General features: G+C 69.2%; 24 protein-coding genes. 14 read left to right on the plus strand and 10 right to left on the minus strand.

Annotated elements, in window-relative coordinates:
• Positions 1-4: 4 nt before the first annotated feature.
• The 3 genes from dsbG to ACFPFG_RS31605 form a co-directional block, all read right to left on the minus strand.
• Positions 5-811, minus strand: a complete 807-nt coding sequence (dsbG, locus tag ACFPFG_RS31595) for a thiol:disulfide interchange protein DsbG (RefSeq protein WP_380109849.1) — start codon at positions 809-811, stop codon at positions 5-7.
• Positions 808-1806, minus strand: a complete 999-nt coding sequence (locus ACFPFG_RS31600) for a TlpA family protein disulfide reductase (protein ID WP_380109852.1) — start codon at positions 1804-1806, stop codon at positions 808-810. Before ACFPFG_RS31600 ends, dsbG begins: the two co-directional genes overlap by 4 nt.
• Positions 1807-1890: 84 nt before the next feature.
• Positions 1891-3081: an MFS transporter gene (locus ACFPFG_RS31605; protein WP_380109853.1), complete on the minus strand. Its 1191-nt coding sequence runs from the start codon at positions 3079-3081 to the stop codon at positions 1891-1893.
• Positions 3082-3224: 143 nt separating this feature from the next.
• On the opposite strand from ACFPFG_RS31605, the gene ACFPFG_RS31610 reads away from it, so the two are divergent.
• The 8 genes from ACFPFG_RS31610 to ACFPFG_RS31645 all read left to right on the plus strand — a co-directional run bounded on the left by ACFPFG_RS31610 (position 3225) and on the right by ACFPFG_RS31645 (position 10140).
• The gene (locus ACFPFG_RS31610) at positions 3225-3812 is read left to right on the plus strand and encodes a TetR/AcrR family transcriptional regulator (RefSeq protein WP_088164477.1); all 588 of its coding nucleotides are present in this window, start codon (positions 3225-3227) and stop codon (positions 3810-3812) included.
• Between the two features lie 151 nt (positions 3813-3963).
• Positions 3964-4626 (plus strand): response regulator, encoded by a 663-nt coding sequence (locus ACFPFG_RS31615; protein WP_012206042.1) that lies wholly within the window; start codon positions 3964-3966, stop codon positions 4624-4626.
• Positions 4623-6164 carry an ATP-binding protein gene (locus ACFPFG_RS31620; protein WP_312372154.1) on the plus strand — a complete coding sequence of 514 codons (1542 nt, stop codon included), beginning with the start codon at positions 4623-4625 and terminating at the stop codon, positions 6162-6164. Before ACFPFG_RS31615 ends, ACFPFG_RS31620 begins: the two co-directional genes overlap by 4 nt.
• Before the next feature lie 157 nt (positions 6165-6321).
• A complete protein-coding gene (locus ACFPFG_RS31625; protein ID WP_380110370.1) occupies positions 6322-7056 on the plus strand; it encodes a c-type cytochrome in 735 nt (244 codons plus the stop codon).
• A 17-nt stretch (positions 7057-7073) separates the two neighbouring features.
• Positions 7074-8078, plus strand: a complete 1005-nt coding sequence (locus ACFPFG_RS31630; RefSeq protein WP_312372152.1) for a c-type cytochrome — start codon at positions 7074-7076, stop codon at positions 8076-8078.
• Positions 8079-8381: 303 nt separating this feature from the next.
• Positions 8382-9002, plus strand: coding sequence for a DUF2325 domain-containing protein (locus ACFPFG_RS31635; protein ID WP_183018209.1), 621 nt, complete (start codon positions 8382-8384; stop codon positions 9000-9002).
• Positions 8999-9502, plus strand: coding sequence for a ferric iron uptake transcriptional regulator (gene fur, locus ACFPFG_RS31640; RefSeq protein WP_197956043.1), 504 nt, complete (start codon positions 8999-9001; stop codon positions 9500-9502). The genes ACFPFG_RS31635 and fur overlap by 4 nt, the downstream gene beginning before the upstream one ends.
• Positions 9499-10140: a nitroreductase family protein gene (locus ACFPFG_RS31645; RefSeq protein WP_183018207.1), complete on the plus strand. Its 642-nt coding sequence runs from the start codon at positions 9499-9501 to the stop codon at positions 10138-10140. The genes fur and ACFPFG_RS31645 overlap by 4 nt, the downstream gene beginning before the upstream one ends.
• 67 nt (positions 10141-10207) lie before the next feature.
• Here ACFPFG_RS31645 and ACFPFG_RS31650 read toward each other — a convergent pair whose 3' ends face one another.
• The 3 genes from ACFPFG_RS31650 to ACFPFG_RS31660 form a co-directional block, all read right to left on the minus strand.
• A complete protein-coding gene (locus ACFPFG_RS31650) occupies positions 10208-11095 on the minus strand; it encodes a class I SAM-dependent methyltransferase (RefSeq protein WP_380109858.1) in 888 nt (295 codons plus the stop codon).
• 147 nt (positions 11096-11242) lie between these two features.
• Entirely contained in the window at positions 11243-11842 is a 600-nt protein-coding gene (locus tag ACFPFG_RS31655) for a cysteine hydrolase family protein (protein ID WP_380109861.1), read from the minus strand.
• A 227-nt stretch (positions 11843-12069) separates the two neighbouring features.
• Positions 12070-12576, minus strand: a complete 507-nt coding sequence (locus ACFPFG_RS31660; RefSeq protein WP_088164484.1) for a hypothetical protein — start codon at positions 12574-12576, stop codon at positions 12070-12072.
• 133 nt (positions 12577-12709) lie between these two features.
• Here ACFPFG_RS31660 and ACFPFG_RS31665 point away from each other — a divergent pair, with 133 nt between their 5' ends.
• The 3 genes from ACFPFG_RS31665 (at position 12710) to ACFPFG_RS31675 (ending at position 15086) form a co-directional block, all read left to right on the plus strand.
• Positions 12710-13072 carry a hypothetical protein gene (locus ACFPFG_RS31665; RefSeq protein ID WP_312372143.1) on the plus strand — a complete coding sequence of 121 codons (363 nt, stop codon included), beginning with the start codon at positions 12710-12712 and terminating at the stop codon, positions 13070-13072.
• A gap of 180 nt (positions 13073-13252) precedes the next feature.
• Positions 13253-14590 (plus strand): hemolysin family protein, encoded by a 1338-nt coding sequence (locus ACFPFG_RS31670; protein WP_183018203.1) that lies wholly within the window; start codon positions 13253-13255, stop codon positions 14588-14590.
• A complete protein-coding gene (locus ACFPFG_RS31675) occupies positions 14577-15086 on the plus strand; it encodes a hypothetical protein (protein WP_380109863.1) in 510 nt (169 codons plus the stop codon). Before ACFPFG_RS31670 ends, ACFPFG_RS31675 begins: the two co-directional genes overlap by 14 nt.
• A 142-nt stretch (positions 15087-15228) precedes the next feature.
• Here the strand turns inward: ACFPFG_RS31675 and azu are convergent, their stop codons facing one another.
• Positions 15229-15687 (minus strand): azurin, encoded by a 459-nt coding sequence (gene azu, locus ACFPFG_RS31680; RefSeq protein ID WP_012206029.1) that lies wholly within the window; start codon positions 15685-15687, stop codon positions 15229-15231.
• A 185-nt stretch (positions 15688-15872) separates the two neighbouring features.
• Positions 15873-16346 (minus strand): ATP-binding cassette domain-containing protein, encoded by a 474-nt coding sequence (locus tag ACFPFG_RS31685; protein ID WP_465251925.1) that lies wholly within the window; start codon positions 16344-16346, stop codon positions 15873-15875.
• 312 nt (positions 16347-16658) lie between these two features.
• On the opposite strand from ACFPFG_RS31685, the gene ACFPFG_RS31690 reads away from it, so the two are divergent.
• Entirely contained in the window at positions 16659-16925 is a 267-nt protein-coding gene (locus ACFPFG_RS31690) for a hypothetical protein (RefSeq protein WP_183018196.1), read from the plus strand.
• 28 nt (positions 16926-16953) lie between these two features.
• On the opposite strand, the gene ACFPFG_RS31695 is transcribed toward ACFPFG_RS31690, so the two are convergent.
• The gene (locus ACFPFG_RS31695; RefSeq protein WP_380109865.1) at positions 16954-17664 is read right to left on the minus strand and encodes an alanyl-tRNA editing protein; all 711 of its coding nucleotides are present in this window, start codon (positions 17662-17664) and stop codon (positions 16954-16956) included.
• Between the two features lie 38 nt (positions 17665-17702).
• A complete protein-coding gene (locus ACFPFG_RS31700; RefSeq protein ID WP_197956052.1) occupies positions 17703-17843 on the minus strand; it encodes a hypothetical protein in 141 nt (46 codons plus the stop codon).
• A 373-nt stretch (positions 17844-18216) separates the two neighbouring features.
• On the opposite strand from ACFPFG_RS31700, the gene ACFPFG_RS31705 reads away from it, so the two are divergent.
• Positions 18217-21159 (plus strand): DUF4132 domain-containing protein, encoded by a 2943-nt coding sequence (locus ACFPFG_RS31705; RefSeq protein ID WP_380109868.1) that lies wholly within the window; start codon positions 18217-18219, stop codon positions 21157-21159.
• A gap of 70 nt (positions 21160-21229) precedes the next feature.
• Positions 21230-24226: a DUF4132 domain-containing protein gene (locus ACFPFG_RS31710; RefSeq protein WP_380109870.1), complete on the plus strand. Its 2997-nt coding sequence runs from the start codon at positions 21230-21232 to the stop codon at positions 24224-24226.
• Positions 24227-24249 lie beyond the last annotated feature (23 nt).

Here is a 24249-nt window from a genome sequence, read left to right on the forward strand (position 1 = left end):
CTCGTCATTTCCTGCCACGCGGCCCCATGACCTCTTCGAGCAGGCCCGGCGGCAGGCCGGTGCGTCCCTGTACCACTCCCTTGTCATCCTTCCAGACCAGGGCCGGCGTGGCACGCAGTCCCCAGGTGGACATCAGCGAGGCATGGTTGGCCAGCACCTGCCGCGTGGCCTGCGGCACTGGAGCCAGTGGCGTGGCGCCCGCGCCTTCTGCGCTGGCGCGGCCGGCCTTGGCATAGGCGCGTGCGTGCTCGGCCAGGGCCAGTTCTGGCTGGCGCGCGGTCAGGATGGCGGCGGCCTTGCCCTCGCTGCTGGGCTTGAGGATGCCGACCAGAATGTGGCGCAACTGCACCTGGCCGCTCTCCACCCAGGGCCGGGCATCGTTCCACAGCTGGTTGCAATAGGGGCAGTTGGGGTCGGTGAACACATAGACCGTGCGCGGCGCGTCGGCGCGGCCATCCGGTATGGACTGGGCGCGCTGCACATCGCTCCACAGATGCTCGCCCATGGGCTTTTGCACGGCGGCCTGCAGGGCCTGGGCGTTCACGTCGCGGCCCTGGGCGTCGATCACCGTGCCCAGCACCCAGTGCTTGCCGTCCGGCATGCGGTAGATGGGCACGGGCTGGCGGTCGCGGTAGGCGGCCCAGGCCTTGAGTCCGCCCACGGCCGGCAGCGGTCCCACCAGGGTCAGGCCCTGCTGGGCCAGGAAATCCTCCGATGGCAGCTCGGATGCCGCAGCCGGCAGGGCCAAGGCTGCCGACAGGGCCAGGGCTCCTGCCAGTGCAGGCAGGGGGAACAGGGGGGAAGCGCTCATGAACAGTCCTTCAGATGCTGGGCCAGGCTGGCGCGCGACAGCTCGCCCATGCGCGTGCCGCACAGCCGGCCGTCGGCGCCATAGAAATAGGTGGAAGGCAGGCCCCGCTGGCGCCAGTGCCGGCCGGCCTGCTGCTGCGGGTCGAACAGCACCTGGGCCAGTGGCAGCGGGGCTGCAGCCTGCTCGCGCCGCAGGTAGCCCATCACGGCCTCGGCCGTCTCGCCCTGGTTGATCCAGATGAAGCGCACATCGGGCCGCTGCTGCTGGGCCTGGGCCAGCACCGGCATCTCGCGCCGGCAGGGCGGGCACCAGGTGGCCCAGAGGTTGATCACCATGGGCTTGCCATCGGCCTGTTGCAACTGCTGCAGCGAGACCGGCTGCGCCTGCCCGTTGACCAGGGTGAAGGCCGGCAAGGCCGGTGCATCTGCGGAGGGCAGCGCCTGCAGCAAGCTGCCCAGCACCAGCAGGGCCGCCCCCGCGCCCAGCGCCAGCCCTGTGGCGCGGCGCAACACCGGGGAGCGGCGGCTGCGCCACAGCATGTACAGCAGCGCGGCCAGCAGGCCGGCCCACAGGTTCCAGCCGCCGTCACGGATGTCGACGACACGGCCTGCGAAGGCCGGCATTCCGCTCCAATCCCAGGGGGCAGGCGCGTACTCTGTCCACCATTGCGCGACAAAGGCCAGGCGCGCCGCCAGCAGGCCGGCCAGGGTGCTTTGCCACAGCAGTGTGTCCACGGGCAGGCCCGTGCGCCTTTCATTCCTGCGCGCCAGCCACTGCGCCAGCAGCCAGGCCAGCATGGCCACCACCACGCCCGTCGGCAGGACCAGCGGCCCCAGCGCCAGGCTGGCAGGCAGGTGCAGCCAGGTGCCCAGCGCCGATAGCGCTGACGGCCCGCCAGGCTCGGCCGCTCCGGCAAGAACAGGCGAAGGCGCCAGCAGCAGGCCAGCAAGCAAGGGCAGGAAGGACGAAAGAAGAGGGGATGACCGGAGATGCATGGAAGGGAGTTTCAGCCATGCAGGCTGACAGGTCGTGGATGCTGGCAGCGGGGAATTAACGGGGGGTTAACGGCCTCATGGCCATCAGGCTGCGACCGGTCCATTTCGCCCAACCAATCCCATGGCCGCAGACAGCAGCAAGGCCGCAGCGGCCAAGCCGCCAGACAGCCAGAGCGTGGCGTGCAGCCCCCAGCCATCGACCAGTTGGCCGCCCGCCCATGAGCCCAGCGCAATACCGATGTTGAAGACGCCCACGTACAGCGCCGTGGCAATTTCCACGGCGCGTGGCGCAGCCTGCATCATCCAGGTCATCAGTCCCACCGATACGCCGCCGTAGGCCAGGCCCCAGACCAGCAGCACGGCGCCACCACCGGTTGGCGATTCGCCCACGGACAGGAACAGCACAGGCGCCAGCAGCAGGCCCAGGGCGATCGCCGCCAGACTCGGCGCCGTGCGGCGCGCCGCGATGATGCCCGCCAGGAAGTTGCCCGCGATGCCGTAAGCCAGCAGCAGCGCGCTCATCCATTGCGCATCGAACCCCGACACCGTCAGCAGCAGCGGGCGCACGAAGGTGAAGGACATGAAATGCCCGGCCACCAGCAGCAGCGTCAGTGCCAGCCCGGCCTGCAGCCTGCGGTTGGCCAGCTGATGGCTGAACTGGCGCAGGCTGGCCGAGCCTGTGGCAGGCAGGGCGGGGAGAACGGCCACGTGCAGCGCCAGCACCAGTGCGCTGAAGCCTGCCATGCCACCAAAGGCCCAGCGCCATCCCGCGAAATCGCCGATCAGCGCGCCCAGCGGCACGCCCAGCACCGAGGCCGCCGCCACGCCGCCAAAGATGATGGAAGTTGCCAGGCCCATCGACGCCTGGGGTACCAGCCGTGCCGCCAGCCCGCCCGCGATTGCCCAGATGCCGCCCATGCAAAAGCCCACCAGGACGCGCGTGGCCAGCAGCCAGATCAGCGACGGCGCCAGCGCCGAGGCCAGGTTGGCCAGCACGAGCAGGGCCAGCAATCCGCACAGGATGCGGCGCCGGTCCATGCCACCCGCCGCCATCACCACCAGCGGCGCGAACAGCGCGGCCAGCAGCGCCGGCAGCGAGATCATCAGGCCGGCCCTGCCCATGGAGGTGCCCAGGCTGCCGGCAATGGATGTGAGCAGGCCGACTGGCAGCATTTCCGTGGTCACCACGGAAAAGGTGGCCAGGCCCACGGCGGATACGGCCAGCCACGGGCGGCGCGCGGCGGGTTCGGGCCGCGTGGAGGAAGACGAATTCATGGTCCAGATCCCTTCAAACAGGTGGGGAGGTTGCACCGCCGTCGCGGGACAGGGAAAATACATACGCTGCGTATGAATAGAATCCTATATACATACGCTGCGTATGTAAATAATCATGCACGCCGTATGTAAGGAGATTGGCCATGGTTCGCCGCACCCGCGCCGAGATGGAAGAAACCCGCGCCACGCTGCTGGCCACGGCCCGCAAGGCCTTTGGAGAGCAGGGCTACGCCGATGCCTCCATGGACGATCTCACCGCGCAGGTGGGCCTGACGCGGGGCGCGCTGTACCACCATTTCGGCGACAAGCAGGGCCTGCTGGCGGCCGTGGTCGAGCAGATCGATGCCGAGGTGGATGAACGCCTGAAGGCCATCACCGCCCATGCCCAGGATCCCTGGCAGGGCTTTCGCAGCCGCTGCCGGGCCTACCTGGAAATGGCGCTGGAGCCTGAAATCCAGCGCATCGTGCTGCGCGATGCGCGCGCGGCTTTGGGCGGAGCGCTGCCGCAATCGCAGCGCCACTGCATTGCGTCCATGCAGGCACTGATTGCGGACCTCATGGCGCAGGGCATCGTGGCCCGGGCCGATCCGCAGGCGCTGGCATCGCTGATCTACGGCAGCCTGGCCGAGGCGGCTTTCTGGATTGCCGAGGGCGAGGACGCCGACCTGCGGCTGGAGCGCGGCGCGGCGGCGCTGGACCTGCTGCTGGGCGGGCTGCTGGCCCGGCCCTGAGCGGGCCGCCTGGCCGCATTCTTGTGCGCGTGCCTGCGAGATTCGGCATGCTGTCGCACACCTCGCTACAAATCTGCGATGCTCAGTCGCTTTTCGTTCCCGACTTGGATACAGACGGCGGGGCCTGGCGCCAGGCCCTGCGGACAACAACATGCATGTTCTCTTGGTGGAAGACAACGCGCTGGTGGCCAGCGGCGTGCGAGCCGGCCTGCAGCTGCAGGGCTTTGGCGTGGATACCGTGGCCTCGGCCGGGCAGGCGGATGCGGCCATCCGTTCCTCGCATTTCGATGCCTGCGTGCTGGACCTGGGCCTGCCCGACGAGGACGGCCTCTCGCTGCTGGCGCGCTGGCGCGGCCAGGGCCTGCAGGTGCCCGTGCTGGTGCTGACGGCGCGCGATGCCGTGTCACAGCGCATAGAAGGCCTGCAGACCGGCGCCGACGATTACCTGGTCAAGCCCTTTGACCTGCACGAACTGGCGGCGCGCCTGCATGCGCTGCTGCGCCGCGCGGCCGGCCGCAGCGTGGACTGGATCGAGCTGGGCGAGGTGCGCATCAACCCCGCCGCAGGCCACATCCAGCGCCAGGGCCGCACCGTGGAGCTGTCGCGCCGCGAGTGGTCGCTGCTGCGCGCGCTGCTGCAGTCGCCGGGCCGCATCCTGAGCACCGAGCAACTGCGCGACAGCCTCTACGGCTACAGCCAGGACGTGGAGAGCAATGCCGTCAACGTGCATGTGCACCACCTGCGTCGCAAGCTGGGCCATGAACTGGTGGAGACGGTGCGCGGCGAGGGCTATCGCCTGGGCCTGCACCCATGATGCGCAGCCTGCGCGTGCGCCTGCTGGCATGTCTGTGCCTGGCGCTGTGCACGCTGTGGGGCGGGGTGGCGGCCTGGATGTTCTCGGACATGCGCAACGAGCTGCGCACCGTGCTGGATGACCGGCTGATCGCCTCGGCGCGCATGGTGGCAGGCATCGTCCACCAGTTCCGGCCTGCCCGGGAGCTGCCGCAGGACTGGAGCCCCATGCTCAACGTGATCGCGCGCGACGGCGTGGCCTGCGAGGTCAGCCTGGTGCGCGGCGAGGTCCAGCCCGTGCGGCCCGAATCGGCCCTGCCGCAGGTGCTGGCCAAGACCGAGGGCAGTCCCGTGTTCCCGCAGAGCATGCCGCTGGGCTTCTCGACCATCATCAAGGGGGGCAAGCCCTGGCGCACCTATGTGCTGGAGGACCACGGCGTGCGCATCGCCACGGCCGACCGCATCGATGTGCGCGAGGGCCTGATCCACGGCTTTGCCTACACCATCGTCCTGCCCTTCGTGCTGGCGCTGCTGGCCAGCATGGGGCTGATGTGGTGGGCCGTGACCCAGGGCCTCAGGCCGCTGGAGGCCCTGCGGCGCGAGCTGGCGCGCCGCCCGCCCGGCGACGACTCGCCCGTGGCCCAGGGATTGCAGACGCGCGAGCTGGCGCCGCTGGTGGGCACGCTCAACCAGCTGCTGCACCGCGTGCGCGCCGCCATCGACCGCGAGCGCCGCTGGAGCGACGACGCCGCCCATGAGTTGCGCACGCCGCTCACCGCCATCAAGACCCATGTGCAGGTGGCGCAGATGGCGCTGGCGGCGCCCGGCATGCCTGCCGGCCTTCTGGCGGCGCCGCCCGGCTCCATGGCCCGCGATTCGCTGGCCCAGGCGGGCGAGGGCGTGGAGCACCTGCAGCACACGCTGGAGCAGTTGCTGCTGCTGGCGCGGCTGGAGCAGCATGAGCCTGGCGCCGCCTCCGTGCTGGCGTGCGGCGATGCGCCTGCCGATGCGCTGCAGGCGCTGGACAAGGCCTGGCAACTGGCTGTGAATGCCGTGAGCGCCCAGGCCCCAGCGTCCGCGCTGCGCACATGGCTGGACAACGGCCAGCCTGTGCAGGACTGGCCGCTGGCCATCTCCGAGCCCCTGCTGGTCTCGGCCCTGCGCAATCTGCTGGAAAACGCCCTGCGCCATGCGCCGCAGCATCCCGTGGAGCTGGCCGTGCGCCCCATTGGCGCCACGCCGGGCAAGACGCAGCAGCCGGGCACAGGCTATGTGGAGTTCACCGTGGCCGACCACGGCCCGGGGCTCAGCGCCGAGGAATGCGAGGAGGCCACGCGCCGCTTCTGGCGCAAGCGTCCCCAGGAGCATGGCAGCGGCCTGGGACTGCCCATCGTGCAGCGCATCGCCGAATGTGCAGGCGGCTGCCTGCTGCTGCAGCCGCGCAGCCTGTGGCGGCCCGAGGAAGGCCAGGCCAGCGGCCTGGTCGCGCGCCTGTACTTGCCGCTGGCGCAAGGCCCGGGCCTGCAGGCAGCGGCCGCCCGCCCATTAACGCCGGCTTAATCTCGGTTTCGTATCGTGCGGCCCTGGCTGGCCAGCCCTGGGGGCATTGCGCCTTGCGGGGCGGCGGCCGGTACCCCTATTCGATCCTGTCCGCCGCAGCCGTGCGCTCCTGGGTGCGTGGCGCGGACGCATGGCAGGGCAAATGCCTCTTCCCACGATGAACCGCAAGAACCAACAGACCCTGTCCCGGTCGTGCCTCGCCATCGGCATCTGCGTGCTGATGGGCGGCGCCTGGGCGCAAGACGCCGCGCCCAAGGCAGCAGCGCCCACGGCCACGGTACAAGGCAGTGCAGCAGCCGGCGAGAAGATCGCCCGGTCGGGCACGCCCCAGGGCGCGGCCGCATGCGCCACCTGCCACGGAGCCAAGGGTGAGGGCATGGCCGGTTTTCCGGCACTGGCCGGCCAGCATGCCGGCTACCTGGCCCGCCAGCTCCAGCACCTGGCCGACGGCAGCCGGCAGGCGCCCGTGATGGCGCCCATGGCCAAGGCCCTGTCGGCGCAGGACCGCGCCGATGTGGTCGCCTACTACGCCAGCCTGCCGCTGCCCATCCAACCCGTGCGCGGACCGTTGCCCAAGGGCAAGGACGATGACGGCGCCTGGCTGGTCGAGCGCGGCCGCTGGGCCGACGGCATTCCTGCCTGTGCCCAGTGCCACGGCCCTGGCGGCGTGGGCGTGGGAGCGGACTTTCCCGCCATCGGCCATCTGACGGCCGACTACATGCAAAGCCAGGTCACCGCCTGGAACAAGGGCCAGCGCGAGGCCGGCCCCCTGGGCCTGATGGGCAAGATCGCCCAAAAGCTCACCTCCGAGGACATACAGGCCGTGGCGGCCTACTACGCCCGCCTGCACGGCGCCTCCGCCACCACGGCCTCCGCGCCAGCCAAACCCTGATGGACCTGGAGCCGAACATGTCCGACACACCACACCAATCCGCCCCCTCCAGCTCCAACACCGCCGAGTACATCGTCGTCGCCTGCCTGTTCGCCGCACTGGTGAGTGCGCTGGGCTACGGCATGTACATCAGCCGCCCGGCCAGGCCCGATGTGCCGGTCACCGTGGCCGCTGCGCCCGCTGCTGCTGCCACGGCAAAGTCCGACGCCCAGCCGGTGAAGGCAGTTGCCGACGGCGCGGCCTTCGCGCCACCCGGTGCCCGCGACATTCCGGACACCCCCATGGGCGAGTGGATCCGCCGCGGCGAGGCCATCTTCCTGCGCACGCCGGCCAACGCCGTGGGCTTTTCGGGCAATACCCTCAACTGCGTGAACTGCCACCTGGACGCGGGCCGCCTCAAGGGCGCGGCGCCCATGTGGGGCGCCTATCCGCTGTACCCGGCCTACCGCAAGAAGACCAACCACGTGGACACCTTCGCCGAGCGCGTGCGCGGCTGCTTCATGTACAGCATGAACGGCAAGGCCCCCGACGACGGCCACGACATCCTCGTGGCGCTGGAGGCCTACGCCTACTGGATGGCCCAGAAGGCGCCCACGGGCGAGAAGCTGCCCGGCGCGGGCTTCACCAAGGTGGGCAAGGCCGCGCAGGAGCCCAGCTTCGAGCGCGGCGCCAAGGTCTACGAGGCCAAGTGCGCGCTGTGCCACGGCGCGCAGGGCCAGGGCCAGGAAGCGGGCGGCGTGACCGTGTTCCCGCCGCTGTGGGGCAAGCAGTCCTACAACTGGGGCGCGGGCACGCATGAGGTGGACAAGGCCGCCAGCTTCATCAAGGGCAACATGCCCTACGGCAACCCCACGCTGGATGACCAGGAGGCCTGGGACGTGGCCACCTACATCAACAGCATGGAGCGCCCCCAGGACCCGCGCTTCACCGGCAACGTGGCCGAGACGCGCAAGCAGTTCCACGACACGCCGTTCTCGCTGTACGGCACCGAGGTCAACGGCCGGCTCCTCAAGGGTCTTTGAGCGGATCGGGAGGGCAACGGCAGGCCGGGCGCAGGCCTGCGTTGCTGTACAGGGCAGGGTGCTGACGGGCGCCCTGCAAGCGCATTTGCGTCGGTGCGGCCTTTGCACCAGACGGCGTACGGTCATCGGTTTGACGGCCGGCATTTCATGATTTAATAAGAATCATTCTCACTGATTTGCCGGCGCATCCGGCTTGCACCGCAGCACACCGCCTTGTCGGCAAGCCAGGCCCGTGCCGCACGGGGCCATGCGCAATGGCCTTCGCGCGATCACCGCGCGATGTTCAGGTTTGCCGAGGAAACCATGACCCAGACCTTGGACGACATTCAGCAACTGGCGCACGAGCATCAGGTGCTGCTGCGTGGCTACGGCCACGCCCAGTTGCGCAGCAGCGAGCTGCTGTGCCTTCAAGCCCAGGAAATAGAGAGGCTGCAAAGGCTGGTGATCCGCCAGCGTGCGGCCTTGATGGCCAAGGAAACCCAGCTGCTGTGGGCGCGCGAGGAGCGCGAGGCGCTGGAAAAGGCCATTCCCGGTCTCTCGCGCCGCGTCACATTGGCACGGCGCGTGGAGTCGCTGCTGGCGCGCGTGCAGGACCTGCTGCGCGAGCGCGCACGCTGGCAGCGCCAGACGGCCGCGCCCGTGGCACAGCCCGCCATGCCTGCTGCAGCCGCAGACGCGCTGGAGCCCGAGCAGGACGCCGAAGCCTTCGAGGCCAGTCTCAGCGAGGCCGATCTGGTGATCTGCCAGACCGGCTGCCTGAGTCACGGCGAGTACTGGCGCGTGCAGGACCATTGCCAGCGCACGGGCAAGACCTGCGTGCTGGTGGAGCAGCCCGATGCGCTGCGCATCGTCCGCATACACCGGGGTGCCGAAGGCGGCGACAACCCCGCCATGACACTCACACACGGAGACACCACCGCATGACACGCCGCAAGATGCCCCTGAGCCCGGGCGGAGAACCCGAACTGCGCAGCGTGGGCCTGAAGGCCACGCTGCCGCGCATGCAGGTGCTGGAGATCTTTCGCCAGAGCGAGTCGCGCCACCTGCACGCCGAAGACGTGTTCCGCCTGCTGGCCGAGCGGCGTGCCGAGGTGGGCCTGGCCACCGTCTACCGCGTGCTGTCGCAGCTGGAGGCGGCGGGCCTGCTGCTGCGCCAGACCTTTGAAAGCGGCAAGGCGGTGTTCGAGCTCAATGAGGGGCCGCACCATGACCACCTGATCTGCCTGCAGTGCGGACGCGTGGATGAATTCAGCAACGACCACATCGAGGCGTTGCAGCACCAGGTGGCCCAGGCCCACGGCTACCGCCTGGCCGACCACCGCCTGGCCCTGTACGGCCATTGCGGCGCGTGCTTGCAGCTGCAACCCGAATCACCGGCACAGCCCATGCAGGCAAGACAGCCTGCGCTGCAGGACAACGAATGAGCACCAACGACAGATCCCTGACCCCCGAGCAGCGCGCCGCGCTGGACCTGCTGATGTCGCGCCAGTCGCGCTGGCCGCTGCAGGAGCCGGCGCCCGGCCCCGGTGTGATCGACACCGTCATCGACGCCGCCTTGCGCGCGCCCGACCACGGGCAACTGCGGCCCTGGCGCTTCGTGCTGGTGCAGGGCGATGCGCGCCATGCGCTGGGCGAGGTATTCGTGCAGGCCGCCAAGGCGCGCGATCCCCAGGCCGACGCCGAGCGATTCCGCGCCAAGGCCCTGTCTGCCCCGCTGATCATTGCGCTGGGCGTGCACCTGCAGCCCGAGCACAAGGTGCCTGAAAGCGAGCAGCTGCTGGCCGGTGGCGCTGCCGCCATGAACATGCTCAATGCCTTGCACATCCTGGGCTTTGGCGGCTTCTGGGCCAGCGGTGCCAACAGCCACGATGCCCGTGTGCGCGAGGCCCTGGGATTCGAGCCCCATGACCGGCTGGTCGGCCTGCTGTATGTGGGCACGCCCGTCTCGGCAGGCCGCGAAGCCCTGCGGCCGCCGCGCAACCGCTTTGTGCGCGAATGGCAGCCCGGGCAAGACCTGGTGCAAGGCCTGGCCCTGTCCTCCAGCGCGGCCGACGAAGGCTGATCCCGCTTCCCTGAAACAAAGATGCCCGGCTTGACCGGGCATCTTTCGTTGCGGCTGCGCAATCGGCCTATGGCGCCGTCTCGACCGACTTCAACTGGTAGATGGCATAGAAGTGCACGCCAAAGGTCCAGCGGAAGGCCGGGCCCAGCAGCGAGAAGGGCAGGTCGTAGCTTTCCATCACCGGGTGCACGGCCACCAGCTGCAGGCGGGGATGGGCTTGCGCCAGATCGGCCTCGCGGCGCAGGCCCCAATGGAACTGGGCCTGGGTGAGCCGGACCGAAGGGTGCTGGCTGGCGTGCCCGGTGGCCAGCCAGCACATGGCGTCGAACACCAGTTCCGAGCCCGGCGGGCTGTGCTGCGCAAACGCGGTCCACAGCGCCTGTATCTGCGCTTTTTGCAGGTACATGGAAACGCCTTCGGCCATCATGAACACCGCAGGCCCTGACCTGTCGGCCGGCAGTCCCAGCCGTTGCCACCAGTCGGCGTCGGCCAGGTCGAACTCGCGGATCTGCTGGCGCTCCGATTGCCGGGGCAGCAACTGCCTGCGCAGTGCGACCACCGGCCCCAGGTCCGCATCCGTCATGCGCATCTGTCCGTTGTCCAGCCATTGGAAATAGTCGCTGAGGCCGCAGCCCAGGTTCACCACATGGCCCTGCGGCTGGCGCTGGAGAAAGTCCTGCGCCAGCGCGCGAAAGCAGTGCGTGCGCGCCAGCACGCCATAGATGCTCTGCCTGTCCTGAAGCCAGCGGCTGCCGTCGTCGCCCAGCTGGGTCAGGGTGTCCAAGGCATGGGCGTCACTGACGGCCATGCCCGGAAACAGCCGGTCGCCCAGGGCGCGGGCGGTCAGCGGAATGCGCAGCGTCTCGCTGACGTCGGACAGTTTTTCCTGCCGGGGCGTGGAGGGCGGCGCATCGGTGAAAGCCGGGCCGGCCGACGGTGCAAGAGGTTCGGACATTGCTCGCTCCTGTGGTGCGCTGCAGGCCAGCATGCCAGGCCTGCGCACGTCATGAACAAGTTAGCGGGAATCATTCATATTGGTTGGATGCAAGGCTGCCACGGCACGACCCGCGACGCTGCCAGGGCCATCATGCGCGAAGTCCGTTCAGAACCGGCAGTCCGCAGTCTGTATCAGTTGCGCAAAGGCACCGCCCAGCGTGCGGTTGTGGTGGCCGATGATGAGCTCGGCCTGCAGCAGCGGCGAATCGGTGGTGGTATGGGCATCCGCCACCAGCACCGGGCGGAAACCCAGGCCGGCTGCGGCACGGCAGGTGGTGTCCACGCAGAACTCGGTCTTCATGCCGGCGATGACCAGTTCGGCAATGCCGGCTTCGGCAAGCCAGGCGGCCAGGCCGGTGCCCTGGAAGCAGCTGGGCCGTGTCTTGTCGAAGACGCGGTCCCGCTGCGCATCGATGCCCAGCTGCGGCAGCAGTTGCGTGAGCGGGCTGCCGGGGGCGATCGGCGAGCCTGCAGGGCCGGTGTGGCGCGCGGCGAAGATGGGCGCGCCGGCTTCACGGGCGCGGGCGATCAGTTGTCGGGTGTTCGCCAGCACGCGGTCCTTGTCGAACGGCGCATCGCTGCCGTTGAAAAGACCTAGCTGCATGTCGATGACGAGCAGGGCACGCCGTGGGCCGTCCGGTGCGGCCGTCGAGGAGGGGGAGGAAGCGGCGGACGCGACGGAAGGGGCGGAAGCGGGAATCTGCATGAAGTCTCTCCGGTGATGCCCTGGATGCACGGAGAAACGCAAAGGCCCCGTCCATCGTGGGCGGGGCCTTGGGGGATGGTGGCTGCCTTGCGGCGCTCAGGTATCCGTCCACGGTCCGCCGTTGGCGGTCGTGGTGGTGGTCGTGAGGCGGTGTGTGGCAAAAACCATCCGCGCATCCTGAGGCCGGCGCTGCGGCCTGTCAACCCTTGCGTGCGCGGGCCTGGCCCTCACGACTTGTTGACCTTGTGATCCTCGCCCTTGGCTTCTTCCATGGCCTCGGGCTCCAGTTCCTCGGCGGAGCGGTTGAGGTGGATGAAGGCACCCCAGCCCAGCAGCAGGACGCCCACGGCGCTGACCAGGGCGGCGGGATAGAGAAGGTGGGCCGGCTCTTCCTGCGTCTTGAAGGCAGCGACCAGGGCCTCCACGGCCAGGGCGACGACCAGCACCACCAGAAAGCGCGAGAGAAAGCGGCGCACGCGCGTGGGGCCGCTGATGTGGGCTTCGCGTATGACCTCCTCTTCGGTGATGGTCTGGGCGATCTGCAGTGCAACCACGCCGGAGGCCAGGATGCCCAGCGCCTCGACGATGCGCAGGCCCGATTCGCCATCCACGCCATGCGCCATGGCGTTCCAGCCCTTCAGGCCCGCGATCCAGAGCAGGGCCATGGCGGCCAGCGAAAACAGCAGCGCGATGAGTGCGTGCAACACGGTGAAAAGGGTATGGATGGCTTTCATGGCAGAAGGCGGAGAGTGGGCCGTGGCGCATGTTTCCACGGCGCAGGTGCGCCGCTTGTAGGAAGCGGCGAACAGCGTTGGACAGGCGGCCTGCCTGTCTGCGGGTCACGGGCATGGATAGAATCCGGGGACCATGCCCAGATGGTTCATCGCGGTTTTCTCCCTGCACTTCGTCGTCAGCGTGGCCTTGTCCACGCTGGGGCTTGCGCCATGGCGCGCCCTGCCGGACGAGCCATGCGAGCCCCCCGGTGTCCACCCGCGCGCCGCCTGCGCCGGCCCGGAGCGCGCGGCAGCGCCCCGGGTGGACACGGCCTCCCTGCTCGACGACTTCGACCACGCGCTGATGGACGACCAGCAGGACCTCCCCGATGTCGTGCATGCCGTGGACGGCATGCCGGCACCCCGCCTGCAGGCGGGGCGCCACATCACCGCCAGCCTGCGCGAAGGCCCGTGGCGCAGCCTGGCCCCGCCCGACCGGCCTCCCCGGGCAGGCTGATCCCACATTGCCGTTTTTCTGACCTGCAGTGCCCTGCGCCTGCGGTACCTCTGCCGCTTCCGGCCCCTGTCCTGAATGCCCGGCTGCCTGGCCGGCCCCTGGCCTTCCTTCTTCCCGGACCCATCGCCGCATGGGCCCTTTCTGCCGCAGCTGCGGCTCCCGGTTCCCACAACACGCATCATGGAAATTGCCATACTTTTTGCGCTGATCCTGCTCAATGGCGTCTTCGCCATGTCCGAGATCGCGCTGGTGACGGCGCGCAAGGCGCGCCTGCAAAAACTCATTGACGAAGGCGATGCCGGCGCCGCCGCCGCCGCGCAGCTGGGGGCCGACCCCACGCGCTTTCTGTCCACCATCCAGATCGGCATCACCTCCATCGGCGTGCTCAACGGCATCGTCGGCGAGGCCGCGCTGGCCGCCCCGCTGGCCGAGTGGCTGCAGCGCATGGGCGTGCCCGCACCCTATGGCGGCTACACGGCCACGGCGCTGGTGGTGGTGTTGATCACCTACTTCTCCATCGTCGTCGGCGAGCTGGTGCCCAAGCGCATCGGCCAGACCTATCCCGAGACCTTTGCGCGCCTGATCGCACGCCCCGTCAACTGGCTGGCCCATTTGACCAAGCCCTTCGTGGTGCTGCTGTCCGTGTCCACCCATGCGCTGCTGCGCCTGCTGGGCGTCAAGGAAAACAGCGGCAGCGCCGTCACCGAGGAAGAAATCCACGCCATGCTGGCCGAAGGCACGACGGCCGGCGTCATCGAATCGCACGAGCACACCATGGTGCGCAATGTGTTCCGCCTTGACGACCGCCAGATCGGCTCGCTCATGGTGCCGCGCAGCGACGTGGTCTGCCTGGATGCCGATGCGTCGTTCGAGGACAACCTGCGCGTGATCGAGCAGTCCGACCATGCGCGCTTTCCGGTGGTGCGCGGCGGCATGGACTCCATCATCGGCGTGCTCAACGCGCGCCAGTGGCTGTCGCGCGCGCTGCAGGGCAAGGAGCAGGGCCTCACGGACCAGCCCATGCAGACCGCGCTCTATGTGCCCGAGACCATCACCGGCATGGAGTTGCTGGAGAGCTTTCGCCTGTCCGACGTGCACATGGCCTTTGTGATCGACGAGTACGGCGAGGTCCAGGGCATCGTCACCCTGCAGGACCTGGTGGAGGCCATCACGGGCGAATTCCAGCCCCGCGATCCGCGCAACTCCTGGGCGCTGCAGCGCGAGGACGGCAGCTGGCTGCTGGACGGCCACATTCCCGTGCCCGAACTCAAGGACCGGCTGGAGCTGGCCACCGTGCCCGAGGAAGAGCGCGGGCGCTACCACACGCTGGCCGGCATGGTCATGCTGCTCACGGGCCGGCTGCCGCGTGTCACCGACACCGTGCAATGGGAGGGCTGGCGCTTCGAGGTGGTGGACATGGACGGCAAGGCCATCGACAAGGTGCTGGCCATGCGCGTGGACGTGTCGCTGCAGGTGCCGGGTGATGAAGACGGCGGTGCGGCCCATGCCGTGCGCTGAACGCCGGGGCCCGCGCGGCGCATGGAAACTGCTGGCATGCGCGGCGGCCGTGGTCTTCATGGCCGCCTGCCTGGACGGCGTACAGGGCTACCCGCAGCAGCAGGCGCCCATCATCAGCCCCTACGACATGACCCAGGAGCAGCGGCTGGCCGAAATGAACCTCATGGGCGCGGCCGGCCATGCCGACCATCGCTGGACTTACGAACTGCGTCCCGGCTGCGTGCTGCGCGTGGACCTGGACGGCCCGCAGGGCCCCAGGCCTTCGCATGACATTGCGCTGCTGGGCAGCGTGGTGGCCGTCACGGCACAGCGCGAACGCGGCAGTTTCCGCGTGGAGCTGCGGCCCGGCGACGGCCTGCAGGCCGCGCGCTCCCTGGTGCTGGAAAGCGCCAAATGGGCCGACGCCAGCTGGACCCAGCTGCTGCTGCGCCTGATGCAAAAGGGCTGCGTGGAAATGCAGGGCCGCCCGCATGGAAGGGCCGCAAGCCGGCACTGACACTGGCGTTCAAGGCGGCATCGCCATGGCACGGAGCGCGGCAGGCAAGCCGCTTTGCGCGCCCTTGAAAACAAAAGGCGGCACCGAAGTGCCGCCGGTTTGAACGCGGGACGAGAGCCCCGCGCCAAGGCAGATCGCCGGCTTACTTGGCCAGCGTCAGCGTGCCCTTCATCAGCGCGGAGTGGCCGGGGAAGGAGCAAAAGTAGCTGTAGGCCTCGCCGGCCTTCAGGGCAGCGGTGGAGAAGGTCACGGAATCGCTCTCGCCGCCGCCGATCACCTTGGTGTGGGCGATCACGCGGGCATCCTTTTCCTTCACGAAGTCCTTGGCGGCGCCGGCGGCGATGCCGTCATTGGCCACGGGCTGCAGGTCGGCCGTCTTGCTCAGCACCCAGTTGTGGCCCATGGCAGTCTTGGGCAGCTTGCCCACATGCTTGAGCTTGACCGTGAACTGCTTGCAGCTGGCGGGCACGCTGATGGTGGGCTTGTTGAACTGCATGGCGTCGTTGCCTTCGATCTCGACGGCGCAGTCGGCAGCCAGCACAGGGGCGGCGACGGCGGTCATTGCGAGGGCCAAGAGGACGGGCTTCCATTGCTTTGCCATTGTTTTCTCCTTGAAAAGCGGGTGAGGTGGCTGGCATCCGAGGGCCATGGACCGGCAGGCGGTCTGTCGCCATGGATGCTTTGTATGGCTGCCTCTAGCATAGACAGGATCTTGGCAGGCGGGTTGATTTGAATCAATTCAGTCCGGTTCAGAGACTTGTGCTTGACGGAGCAATAGTGCGTTGCTCATGCCGTGCTCATGCCGTGCTCAGGCCCTGCTACGCGCCAGCGCGCCGCCTGCTCCTGGCATCGCCACAGCCGCGCATAGAGACCCTGGCGCTCCATCAACTCGTCGTGTCGTCCCTGTTCGACCAGCCGCCCTTCGTCCATCACCAGGATGCGGTCGGCCGAGCGTATGGAACGCAGCCGGTGGGCAATGACCACCACGGTGCGGCCACGCGCCAGCTGGCTCAGGGCCTGCTGTATGCCGGCTGCACAGGAGGCGTCCAGGCTGGCCGTGGCCTCGTCCAGCAGCAGGATGGGGGCATCCTTGAGCAGGGCGCGCGCAATGCTGATGCGCTGGCGCTCGCCGCCCGACAGGCGGGCGCCGTTCTCGCCCACGCCCACGCCCACGCCCACGCCCACGCCCACGCCCACGCCCACGCGGCCTGGCGTGGCCTCGGCCAGGCGCGGCACCAGGCGCGCGAGCGGCTGCAGCACGCGCGTGACCACCTGCTCAGCGAAATCGCCGATAGGCAGCAGAGGCCGGCAGCCAGGTCGGCTACTGCAACATGAGCCATTTCGGCGCCGCCTTCCGGCGTGCGCATGGCATGCTGCCCGGGGAAGTACGCCGGCGGTCGCGCGTTGCGGACATGGGGCTGGCCGATGGCTGAAGTCCGGGTGCAGGGATCGGCTGATGTGCGATGCCTGCATTTTTTTCCATTTCTCCCGCAGACGCTTCGTGCATTTTGTTACGATAGCGGCAGTCTATAGGAGAAATTTATGAGAGTTACTGTTTTCATAGGCGCAGCCATGGGTGTCATTTTTCTGCTGGCCGCGTTCTTTGTCAGCGGAGCGCCGCAGGAAGCGGCGCTGGCGGGCATGGCCTGCGCCAGCGCCATCATTCCCTATGTGCTGTTCAGGCTGCAGTCGGTCGCGGTGGAGCAGCGGCAGCGCCAGGAGATCATCGACCTGCTCAAGCAGGGCCATGGCCCGATGCATGGCGCAGTGCCCGGCCATGACGCGCCGCAAGACCAAGGCACGGGCGGCCTTGCCACGCCCAGGACCTGGATGTCCTGAGATGGGCAACAGGTCCTGAGCGCCGGTCTCAGGTGAACTGCACCACCACACGCCGGTTGGTGCGGCTTTTCTTCTCGATCCTGGTGACGGCCACCGTGCCGATCTCGGCCGTGCTGCGCACATGCGTGCCACCGCATGGCTGGCGGTCCAGGCCGGGGATGTCGATGATGCGTATCGTCGCCGTGCCGCCCGGAGGCGCCGCGCCTGCGGTGCGCACCAGGTCGGGCTGGGCGGCCAGCTGCGCTGGGGTAATGCGGTCCACGCTCACCGCATGGCCGGCAGTGATCAGGGCGTTCAGGCGCTCGGTCAGGTCGGCCTTGTCCAGCGTGGACTCGGGCAGGTCGAAATCGAGGCGCGCCGAGTCGGGCGAGATGCTGCAGCCCGTCACGGGCACAGGCACCAGCACGCCCAGCAGGTGCAGGCAGGTGTGCAGGCGCATCAGCCGGTGGCGCCTGTCCCAATCGATGGCTACCTGAACGCGCTCGCCCACCTGGGGCGGGGCATCGGTCTGCAGCACATGCAGGATGCGCTGACGGTCATCGGCATAGACGGTGTCGATCAGGGCCAGGCTGCGGCCATCGGCCAGGGTCAGCGTGCCGGTGTCGCCGGCCTGGCCGCCGCTGCGGGCATAGCAGACCGTGGCATCGAGCTCGATGCCCTCGGCGCTGACGGCCGTCACGGTGGCTTCGCAGCGGTCCAGGTAGGCGTCGTCGTCAAAGAGCTTGTGCGTCTGGGGCATGGGGTGTCTCCGGGGTCCTGGTTGTTGGGTTGGGGGCTTCAGCGCAGGGCGCACAGGCCCTGGGCGATCTCCATCTGGTGGCATGGGAGCCGCCGGCCCGGGGTGCAATGCCCCGCAGGTCGGCCGCTGCGGTCCAGACCGGCTGCGGCGGCGATGAGATGGTCAGGCTCCAGTGTCATGGCGCGGTCCATGGTATCGGCGGCATGGCGGGGCCGGGCAGTACGCCTGGGCGAAAAGCCCCCAGTACAGTCCATTGCCCGCAGCGGCGGCAGTCGCCTGCTTGACAGCCTGTCAAGTGGCGGTGCCCGCGACCTGACAAGTCCGGCGCCCGCGCCGCCTGCGTGCCGGGGAACAATGGCGCAGCCCTTGCCGATGGCGCTACAGATTTTTCCGAAGCTGACGACATACGCAGGGCATGAATCTGTGAGTTTTCCGAGGGACTGTCCGGATGGATCAAGAACTTTTGCTTCCGTCCGGTGCAGGCTCCACCCCCGTCTCCATCCCGGCAGGCCCTGGTTTGCGGCTGCCCACATTGTTCATCTCCTCATCCCCATGAGCACTACCGATCTTCACGCGGCTTCCCTGAGCGATCTCTATGACCGGCTGCATGAAAGCCTCAGCGACGAGGCCTTTGCCGCCGAACTCGACGCCCGCCTGCATGACGGGCGGGCCGACGAGGTACGCACCTTCCTGCGCGACTGCGAGGAGCGTTGTCTCAACATCCTGGGGCATCTGAGCGGCAGCGACGCACCCTGGTCGCGTGACGGCGATCGCTGGCTGGCTTTTGCGCGGCTCACCGTGCCGCGCGGCCATGTGCTGTCGGGCCGCAGCGAGGAGCTGACCAATGCCCATGTGGCTGCCGAAGTGCGCGTGCTGGCCGAGCAATGGCTGGCCCACGCCCGCAGTGCCGACCTGCCTGTGTACAAGGGCATAGGCTTGGTGCTCGGCAGCCTGCTGCCCTGGTTCAGCTATCCCGGCATGCCCTATGACGAGGTGACGTCCACGCTGGACTGGGCGCTGGTGCTGCGCGAGGAGGCCGGGTTCCGCTGCAACCATGAGTACCACGCGGCCTGGAAGCCCCTGGTCGCCCAGCTGAACGATGCCGACCTGCTGCGCTACGCCGCCGTGGGCGGCAAGCTGTTCGACGATGTGCTGGACCACTACCGCAACGAGCGCCAGCCCATGCAGCCCAAGGGCCAGGGCTGGAAGGACTGGCTGCCTTTCTTTGCCGAGCATCCCCAGCTCTTCGACAAATCCTACATAGATGATCCCGACCTGATCGGGCAGCGCTGGGCCAGTGCCGGCGCGCCCCGGCGAGAGGAACTGGCCGCGCTGCTGCTCAGCCAATTGACCTACTCCCAGCGCGCCGAGCGTACGAGCGCATTGCAATTGCTGGACCGCCTGGTGGCCGAGGATCCCGCGCCCTTTGCCAAGCAGCTGCGTGAGAATGGCCGCTACCAGATCAGCCTGGCGCTGGCCATGCATGTCATGAAGCAGGACGATGCCGCCTTGCTGCCCCTGCTGCTGCCCGCCATGGCCCAGCGCTGCGACCGCGAGGACGAGCTGCGCCGCTACCGCAGCGTGATCCGTGAGCTGGTGACCCGCCGCCCGGCCGATCTGGCCGAGGTGCCTGTCAAGGACCTGGTCAATGTGCTGCCCGTGCTCGACACCGCCAGCCTGAAGGCCGCGATGCCTGCGCTGACCGCCATCATCACCGGCAGCAGCGCCAAGGGCCTGCGCGCCGCCATGGCCGGCCTGGCCGCCCATATTCCGCTGGCCAGCTTGGTGGATGCCGGCTGGCTGAACAAGCCGCCCAAGAACCTGCTGCTGACCTGCCGCGACGTGCTGCTGGCCCACCCCGACACCGCTGTCGGTCCCTTGCTGGCGCAGTTGCTGGCCGGCGGCAAGCTGGATGCGGCCTCGGCCAGCAGCGTGCAGCAGCGGCTGCAGCAGTTGGGCCTGACAGGGCAGGGCGCCTCGGCATCGGATGAAAGCCAGGCAGATGCCGCATCGCCAGTGTCTGCCGCTGGCGGCGTGGACCTTGAAGCCCAGCTCGCTTCCATCAAGCGCCTGAGCGCGGCCATCAAGCCTTTTGACACGCCCGAGCTGCTGGCGCTTTGTGCGCCGCTGTCCGAACACGCGGCCCGCGTGCTGCTGCATGTGTCCGCCATTGCCGAAGGCGGCCTGCCGCCGCTGGCCGGCGAGCTGCTGGCGCGCATTCCGGCCGACAACCGTGCCCGCCTGGCGCTGGCCCTGGTGCAGCAATGGATTGCTTCCGAGGGCGAACCCAAGCAGCGCTGGGCGCTCAGGCTGCTGCCCGGCCATGCCGATGACCGCGTGGTCGATGCGCTGGTGGCCGCCGTCCAGGCCTGGAACCGCCCGCGCCTGCAGCGCGCGGCCGCCGCCATCGAGCATCTGGGCGAGGTGGACAGCCTCTACGCTCTGCTGCGCGTGCAGGAGATCTCCGAGTCGCGCTCGCTCAAGGACCAGGTGCAGCGCACGGCGCGCATCGCCCTGCGCGCTGCCGCCGCGCGCAGGGCGATGCGCGTGCCCGAACTTTTCGACGAGCTGACGCCGGACTTCGGCCTGGGCCAGGGCCTGACGGTCACGGTGGGGCCGCAGAGCTACCGCGTGGAGCTGCAGGGCGATCTGAGCCTGCGCGTCATCAACGACAAAAACAAGGCCAGCAAGACCATTCCTGCGGTCAAGGACGAGGCGCTCAAGCCCGAATGGGAGGCGGCCACCGCGCAGCTCAAGACCCTGGCCACCAGCCTCAAGACCGTGGTCAAGCAGCAGGCGCCGCGCATGCTGGCCGCCCTGGTCAGCGGCAAGCGCTGGCCGCTGGATCGCTGGCAGCGGCTGTTCGTGGCTCACCCGCTGCTGCGCATCGTGGGGCGCAGCCTGATCTGGCGCGCAGAGGATGCGCCGGGCCTGGCGCGCACCAGCTTCCGCCTGGCCGAGGACTTCTCGCTGGTCGATGTGGAGGATGAAACCGTGGCCCTGCCGGCTGGCTCCAGCATCAGCCTCTGGCACCCGGCCACGGCCCAGCCCGGCGAGCGCGAAGCCTGGCAGACCTACATGGCCGACTATGAGCTGGAGCCCCTGGTTGACCAGCTGGGCGCCTGCGCCGAGCAGCCCGCGCCAGGCCAGTTCAAGAACGGCATGCTGCTGCCGCCTGCGCCGATCACGCTGGCGCAGGAGCAGCTTGGCGGCCTGCTCAAGAAGTTCGGCTACCGGCCCGGCCCCGTGGGCGATGGCCCCAGCATCAATGAGCATGTGTGGCGCCTGCCCGCGCTGGAGCTGAGCCTGGAGCTGTCGCATGGCTATTTCCCGCCCTACCTGGATCTGGGCCTGCCCGTGGCCGTGGAAGGCCTGCGCGTGCACGACCTGAGCAAGGAATACGGGGCCAGCGCCGACCCGGCGCGGCTGCCCAAGCCGCTGCTGGCCACGCTGCAAGGCCAGTGGCTGGCCCTGGCGGCCAAGGCGGCAGCCTGAGCCTTTGTGAACCTTTGCTCCCTTGAAACGTTGGCCGCCCGACCGCCCATCACCCAAGACTCCACAGACCATGAGCAACAACGAGACAGCAGCGCTTCCCCTGCAGGCTTTGTACGAACTGCACACGGCCGCGCCGGCCGGGCGCGAGGGCATGCCGGCCTTTGCCGCCGAACTGGCAAAGCGCCTGGCCCAGGGGCGCGATGCCGAGGTGGCGGACTTCCTGCGCGACAGCAGCAGCCTGTGCCAGGAGCGGCTGCACCAGTTGCCCGGCGAGCATGCGCCCTGGCAGCGCGACCACGCGCTGTGGCTGGCGCTGGCGCGCATCAGCCTTCCGCTGGGACAGTTCTATGGGGGCAACTCGGGCGTGCCCCGGCGCAGCGCCGAGCTGACGGCCGAACTGACGGCACTGGCCCGCGCCTGGCTGGATGACTGGGGCAGCCGCAGCCACCAGCCCTGGAGGCTGCGCGATGGCTACGACCTCGTGCTCAGGCAGGTGTTTGGCGTGCTGGGCCATGAAGGCATGTCCAGTGCCGAGATCACCGGCCTGCTGCGCTGGGCGCGGGAACTGAGCGCAAAGGCCGGCATTGCGCCCGGCGCGCAGTACTACTGCCAGTGGCAGCACCTGCTGCACCAGCTGCCCGAGCCCGAACTGCTGGCCATGGCCATCGAGGACGGCGGCGGCCAGCTCAGCCGCGACATCGTCCAACACCAGCTGCCGCTGCAGCGCACGCGGCCTGCAGCGCAGCGCTGGGCGCTGTGGCGGGATTTTTTTGCGCAGTTGCCCGCCGTGCTTGACCAGCTGCGCCTGCCCGAGCCCGTGCTGATCGCATCGCGCTGGGAGACGGCCGATGCCGCGCGCCGCGACCTGCTGGCCCAGGACCTGTTCAAGGCCTTGTGCTTTGCCTCCGAAGAAGACTGGCCGCATGACCGTGCCCTGGTGGAGCGCATGCTGCAGACCGATGCCGCACCCCTGGCCGCCTGGTTCAGGCAACTGGGCCACCTGGCGATCAATCCCGTCGTGGCGCAGCGGCTGTGGGAAGCCCGGTGGCCGGCCCTGCTGCCGCTGCTGTTGCCGGCCTGCGCAGACGGCTGCAAGCACGAATCCGACCGCGCCGGCTACGCTCCCGTGGCCGAGACCTTGCTGGCCGATCGCCCTGGCGACCTGGCCAGGCTGGCAGCCGGCCCGCTCACGCACCTGCTGCCCGCGCTGCGCGTGGACACGCTGCAGCGGCTGCTGCCACAACTGGGCAAGGCCGCCTCCGGCAGTGCCTCCAAGGGCTTGCGTGCGGCGCTGGCACAGGCGCTGTCTGCCTTGCCCGTGGATGCGCCCCAGGCCGCCGGCTGGCTGGCCAAGCCCAACAAGAACCTGGTGCTGGCCTACCGCGATGTGCTGGTGGCCCATCCTGATCCGGCGTCCGGCAGCCTGCTGTCGGCATTGCTGGCCGGTGGATTGCTGGATGCGGCCGAGCAAGGCCCGGTGCAGGCGCGCCTGAAGGATTTGGGTGCCGCAGCCCCGGCTGCGGACGCAGCCATGCCACCTGCCGGCGAGGCCGCGCCAGCTGGCAGCGATGGTGCCGACTCTCTGGCAGAGCTTGAAGCCCAGGCCGCCAGCCTGCAGCGTCTGTCGCCCGCCATTGCCGCGCTGGACCAGCCGGCGCTGCTGGACCTGCTCGCGCCCCTGTCCGCCCAGGCCGCGCGCGCGCTCCTGCACCTGGCGGCCACCAGCCCGCAGGAGCTGCCTGCGCTGGCCCATCAACTTCTGGCCCAGGCCAGCGCCGAGAATCGCGCGCGGCTGGCCCTGGCCCTGGTCCAGCACTGGGTGGCTGCCGATGGCGCGCCCGAATCGCGCTGGGTGCTCAAGCTGCTGCCCGGCGCGGCGGACGACCGCATCGTCGATGTGCTGTCCTCGGCCGCCCTGGCCTGGCACAAGACGCGCAAGGAGCGCGCCGTGGTCGCGCTGCAGCAGCTGGGCCGGCTCGACACCGTCTATGCCCTGTCCTGCGTGCAGGCCCTGGCCACCGGCAAGACGCTCAAGCCCAGCGTGCTGGCCGCCGCGCAGGCCGTGCTGGCCGGGGCCGCCGTGCGGCGCGGCATGGCGCTGGCCGACCTCGGCGACGAGCTGACGCCGGACTTCGACATGGGCCGGGGCGTGCAATTGCAGGTGGGCGCGCAGACCTATGACGTGCTGCTGCAGGGCGACCTGTCGCTGCGCCTGCGCACGCCGGCCGGCAAGCTGGTGCGCAGCCTGCCGGCCCTGGCCGACGAGGGCCTGCGCACGGAGTGGGATGCGGCCGCCGCGCGGCTCAAGACGCTGTCCAAGGGCATCAAGGCCGTGCTGCAGCAGCAGGCGCCGCGCCTGCAGTCCTGCCTGATGCTGGGCCGGCACTGGCCGCTGGACACCTGGCGCCGCCTCTTCCTGGAGCACCCGCTGCTGCGCGTGGTGGCACAGGGCCTGGTCTGGCGGGTGGAGCCCGCGGCCGGCCAGCCGTTCAGCCTGCGCATTGCCGAGGACCTGTCCCTGGTCGATGCCCAGAGCGATGCGGTGCAACTGCCGGCCGAGGGCCGCATCGCCCTGTGGCACCCCGCGCAGGCCACCGAACAGGAGCGTGCGCAGTGGCGCGAATGCCTGGCCGACTACGGCCTCAAGGCCCTGGTCGAGCAGGTCGATGCGCCCGCCGACCTGCCGCTGGCCAGCCAGTGGCAGCAGGAACTGCTGCAGCCCCTGGCACCGATACGACTCACGCAGCAGGCGCTGGACGGCCTGGCAGGCCCATGGCGCTTTCATGCCGGCCCCGTGTGCGATGGCCCCGGCATCTACCTGCACCTGCGGGACTTTGCCGTGCAGCGCTGGCGCGTGGAACTGCTGCACAGCGCGGCCATGCCGTACTACGAGCCCGGCCATGAGATCGACATCGAAGGCTTTGCCCTGCGCGACATGGCCGCCGACTGCCTGCTGCCACCGGCCGAATGGCCGCTGCCGCTGCAGGCATCGCTGTGCAGCATGCTCCAGGCCCTGGCCGCGCGCGCTGCGGGCGCGGCAGCCACAGCGGCTGCAGCCCAGGTTTGACTCCCTCCAGAACCCCTGAATCC

It is taken from the genome of Delftia deserti (assembly GCF_042653485.1).
Classification (GTDB): Bacteria; Pseudomonadota; Gammaproteobacteria; order Burkholderiales; family Burkholderiaceae_C; genus Comamonas; species Comamonas acidovorans.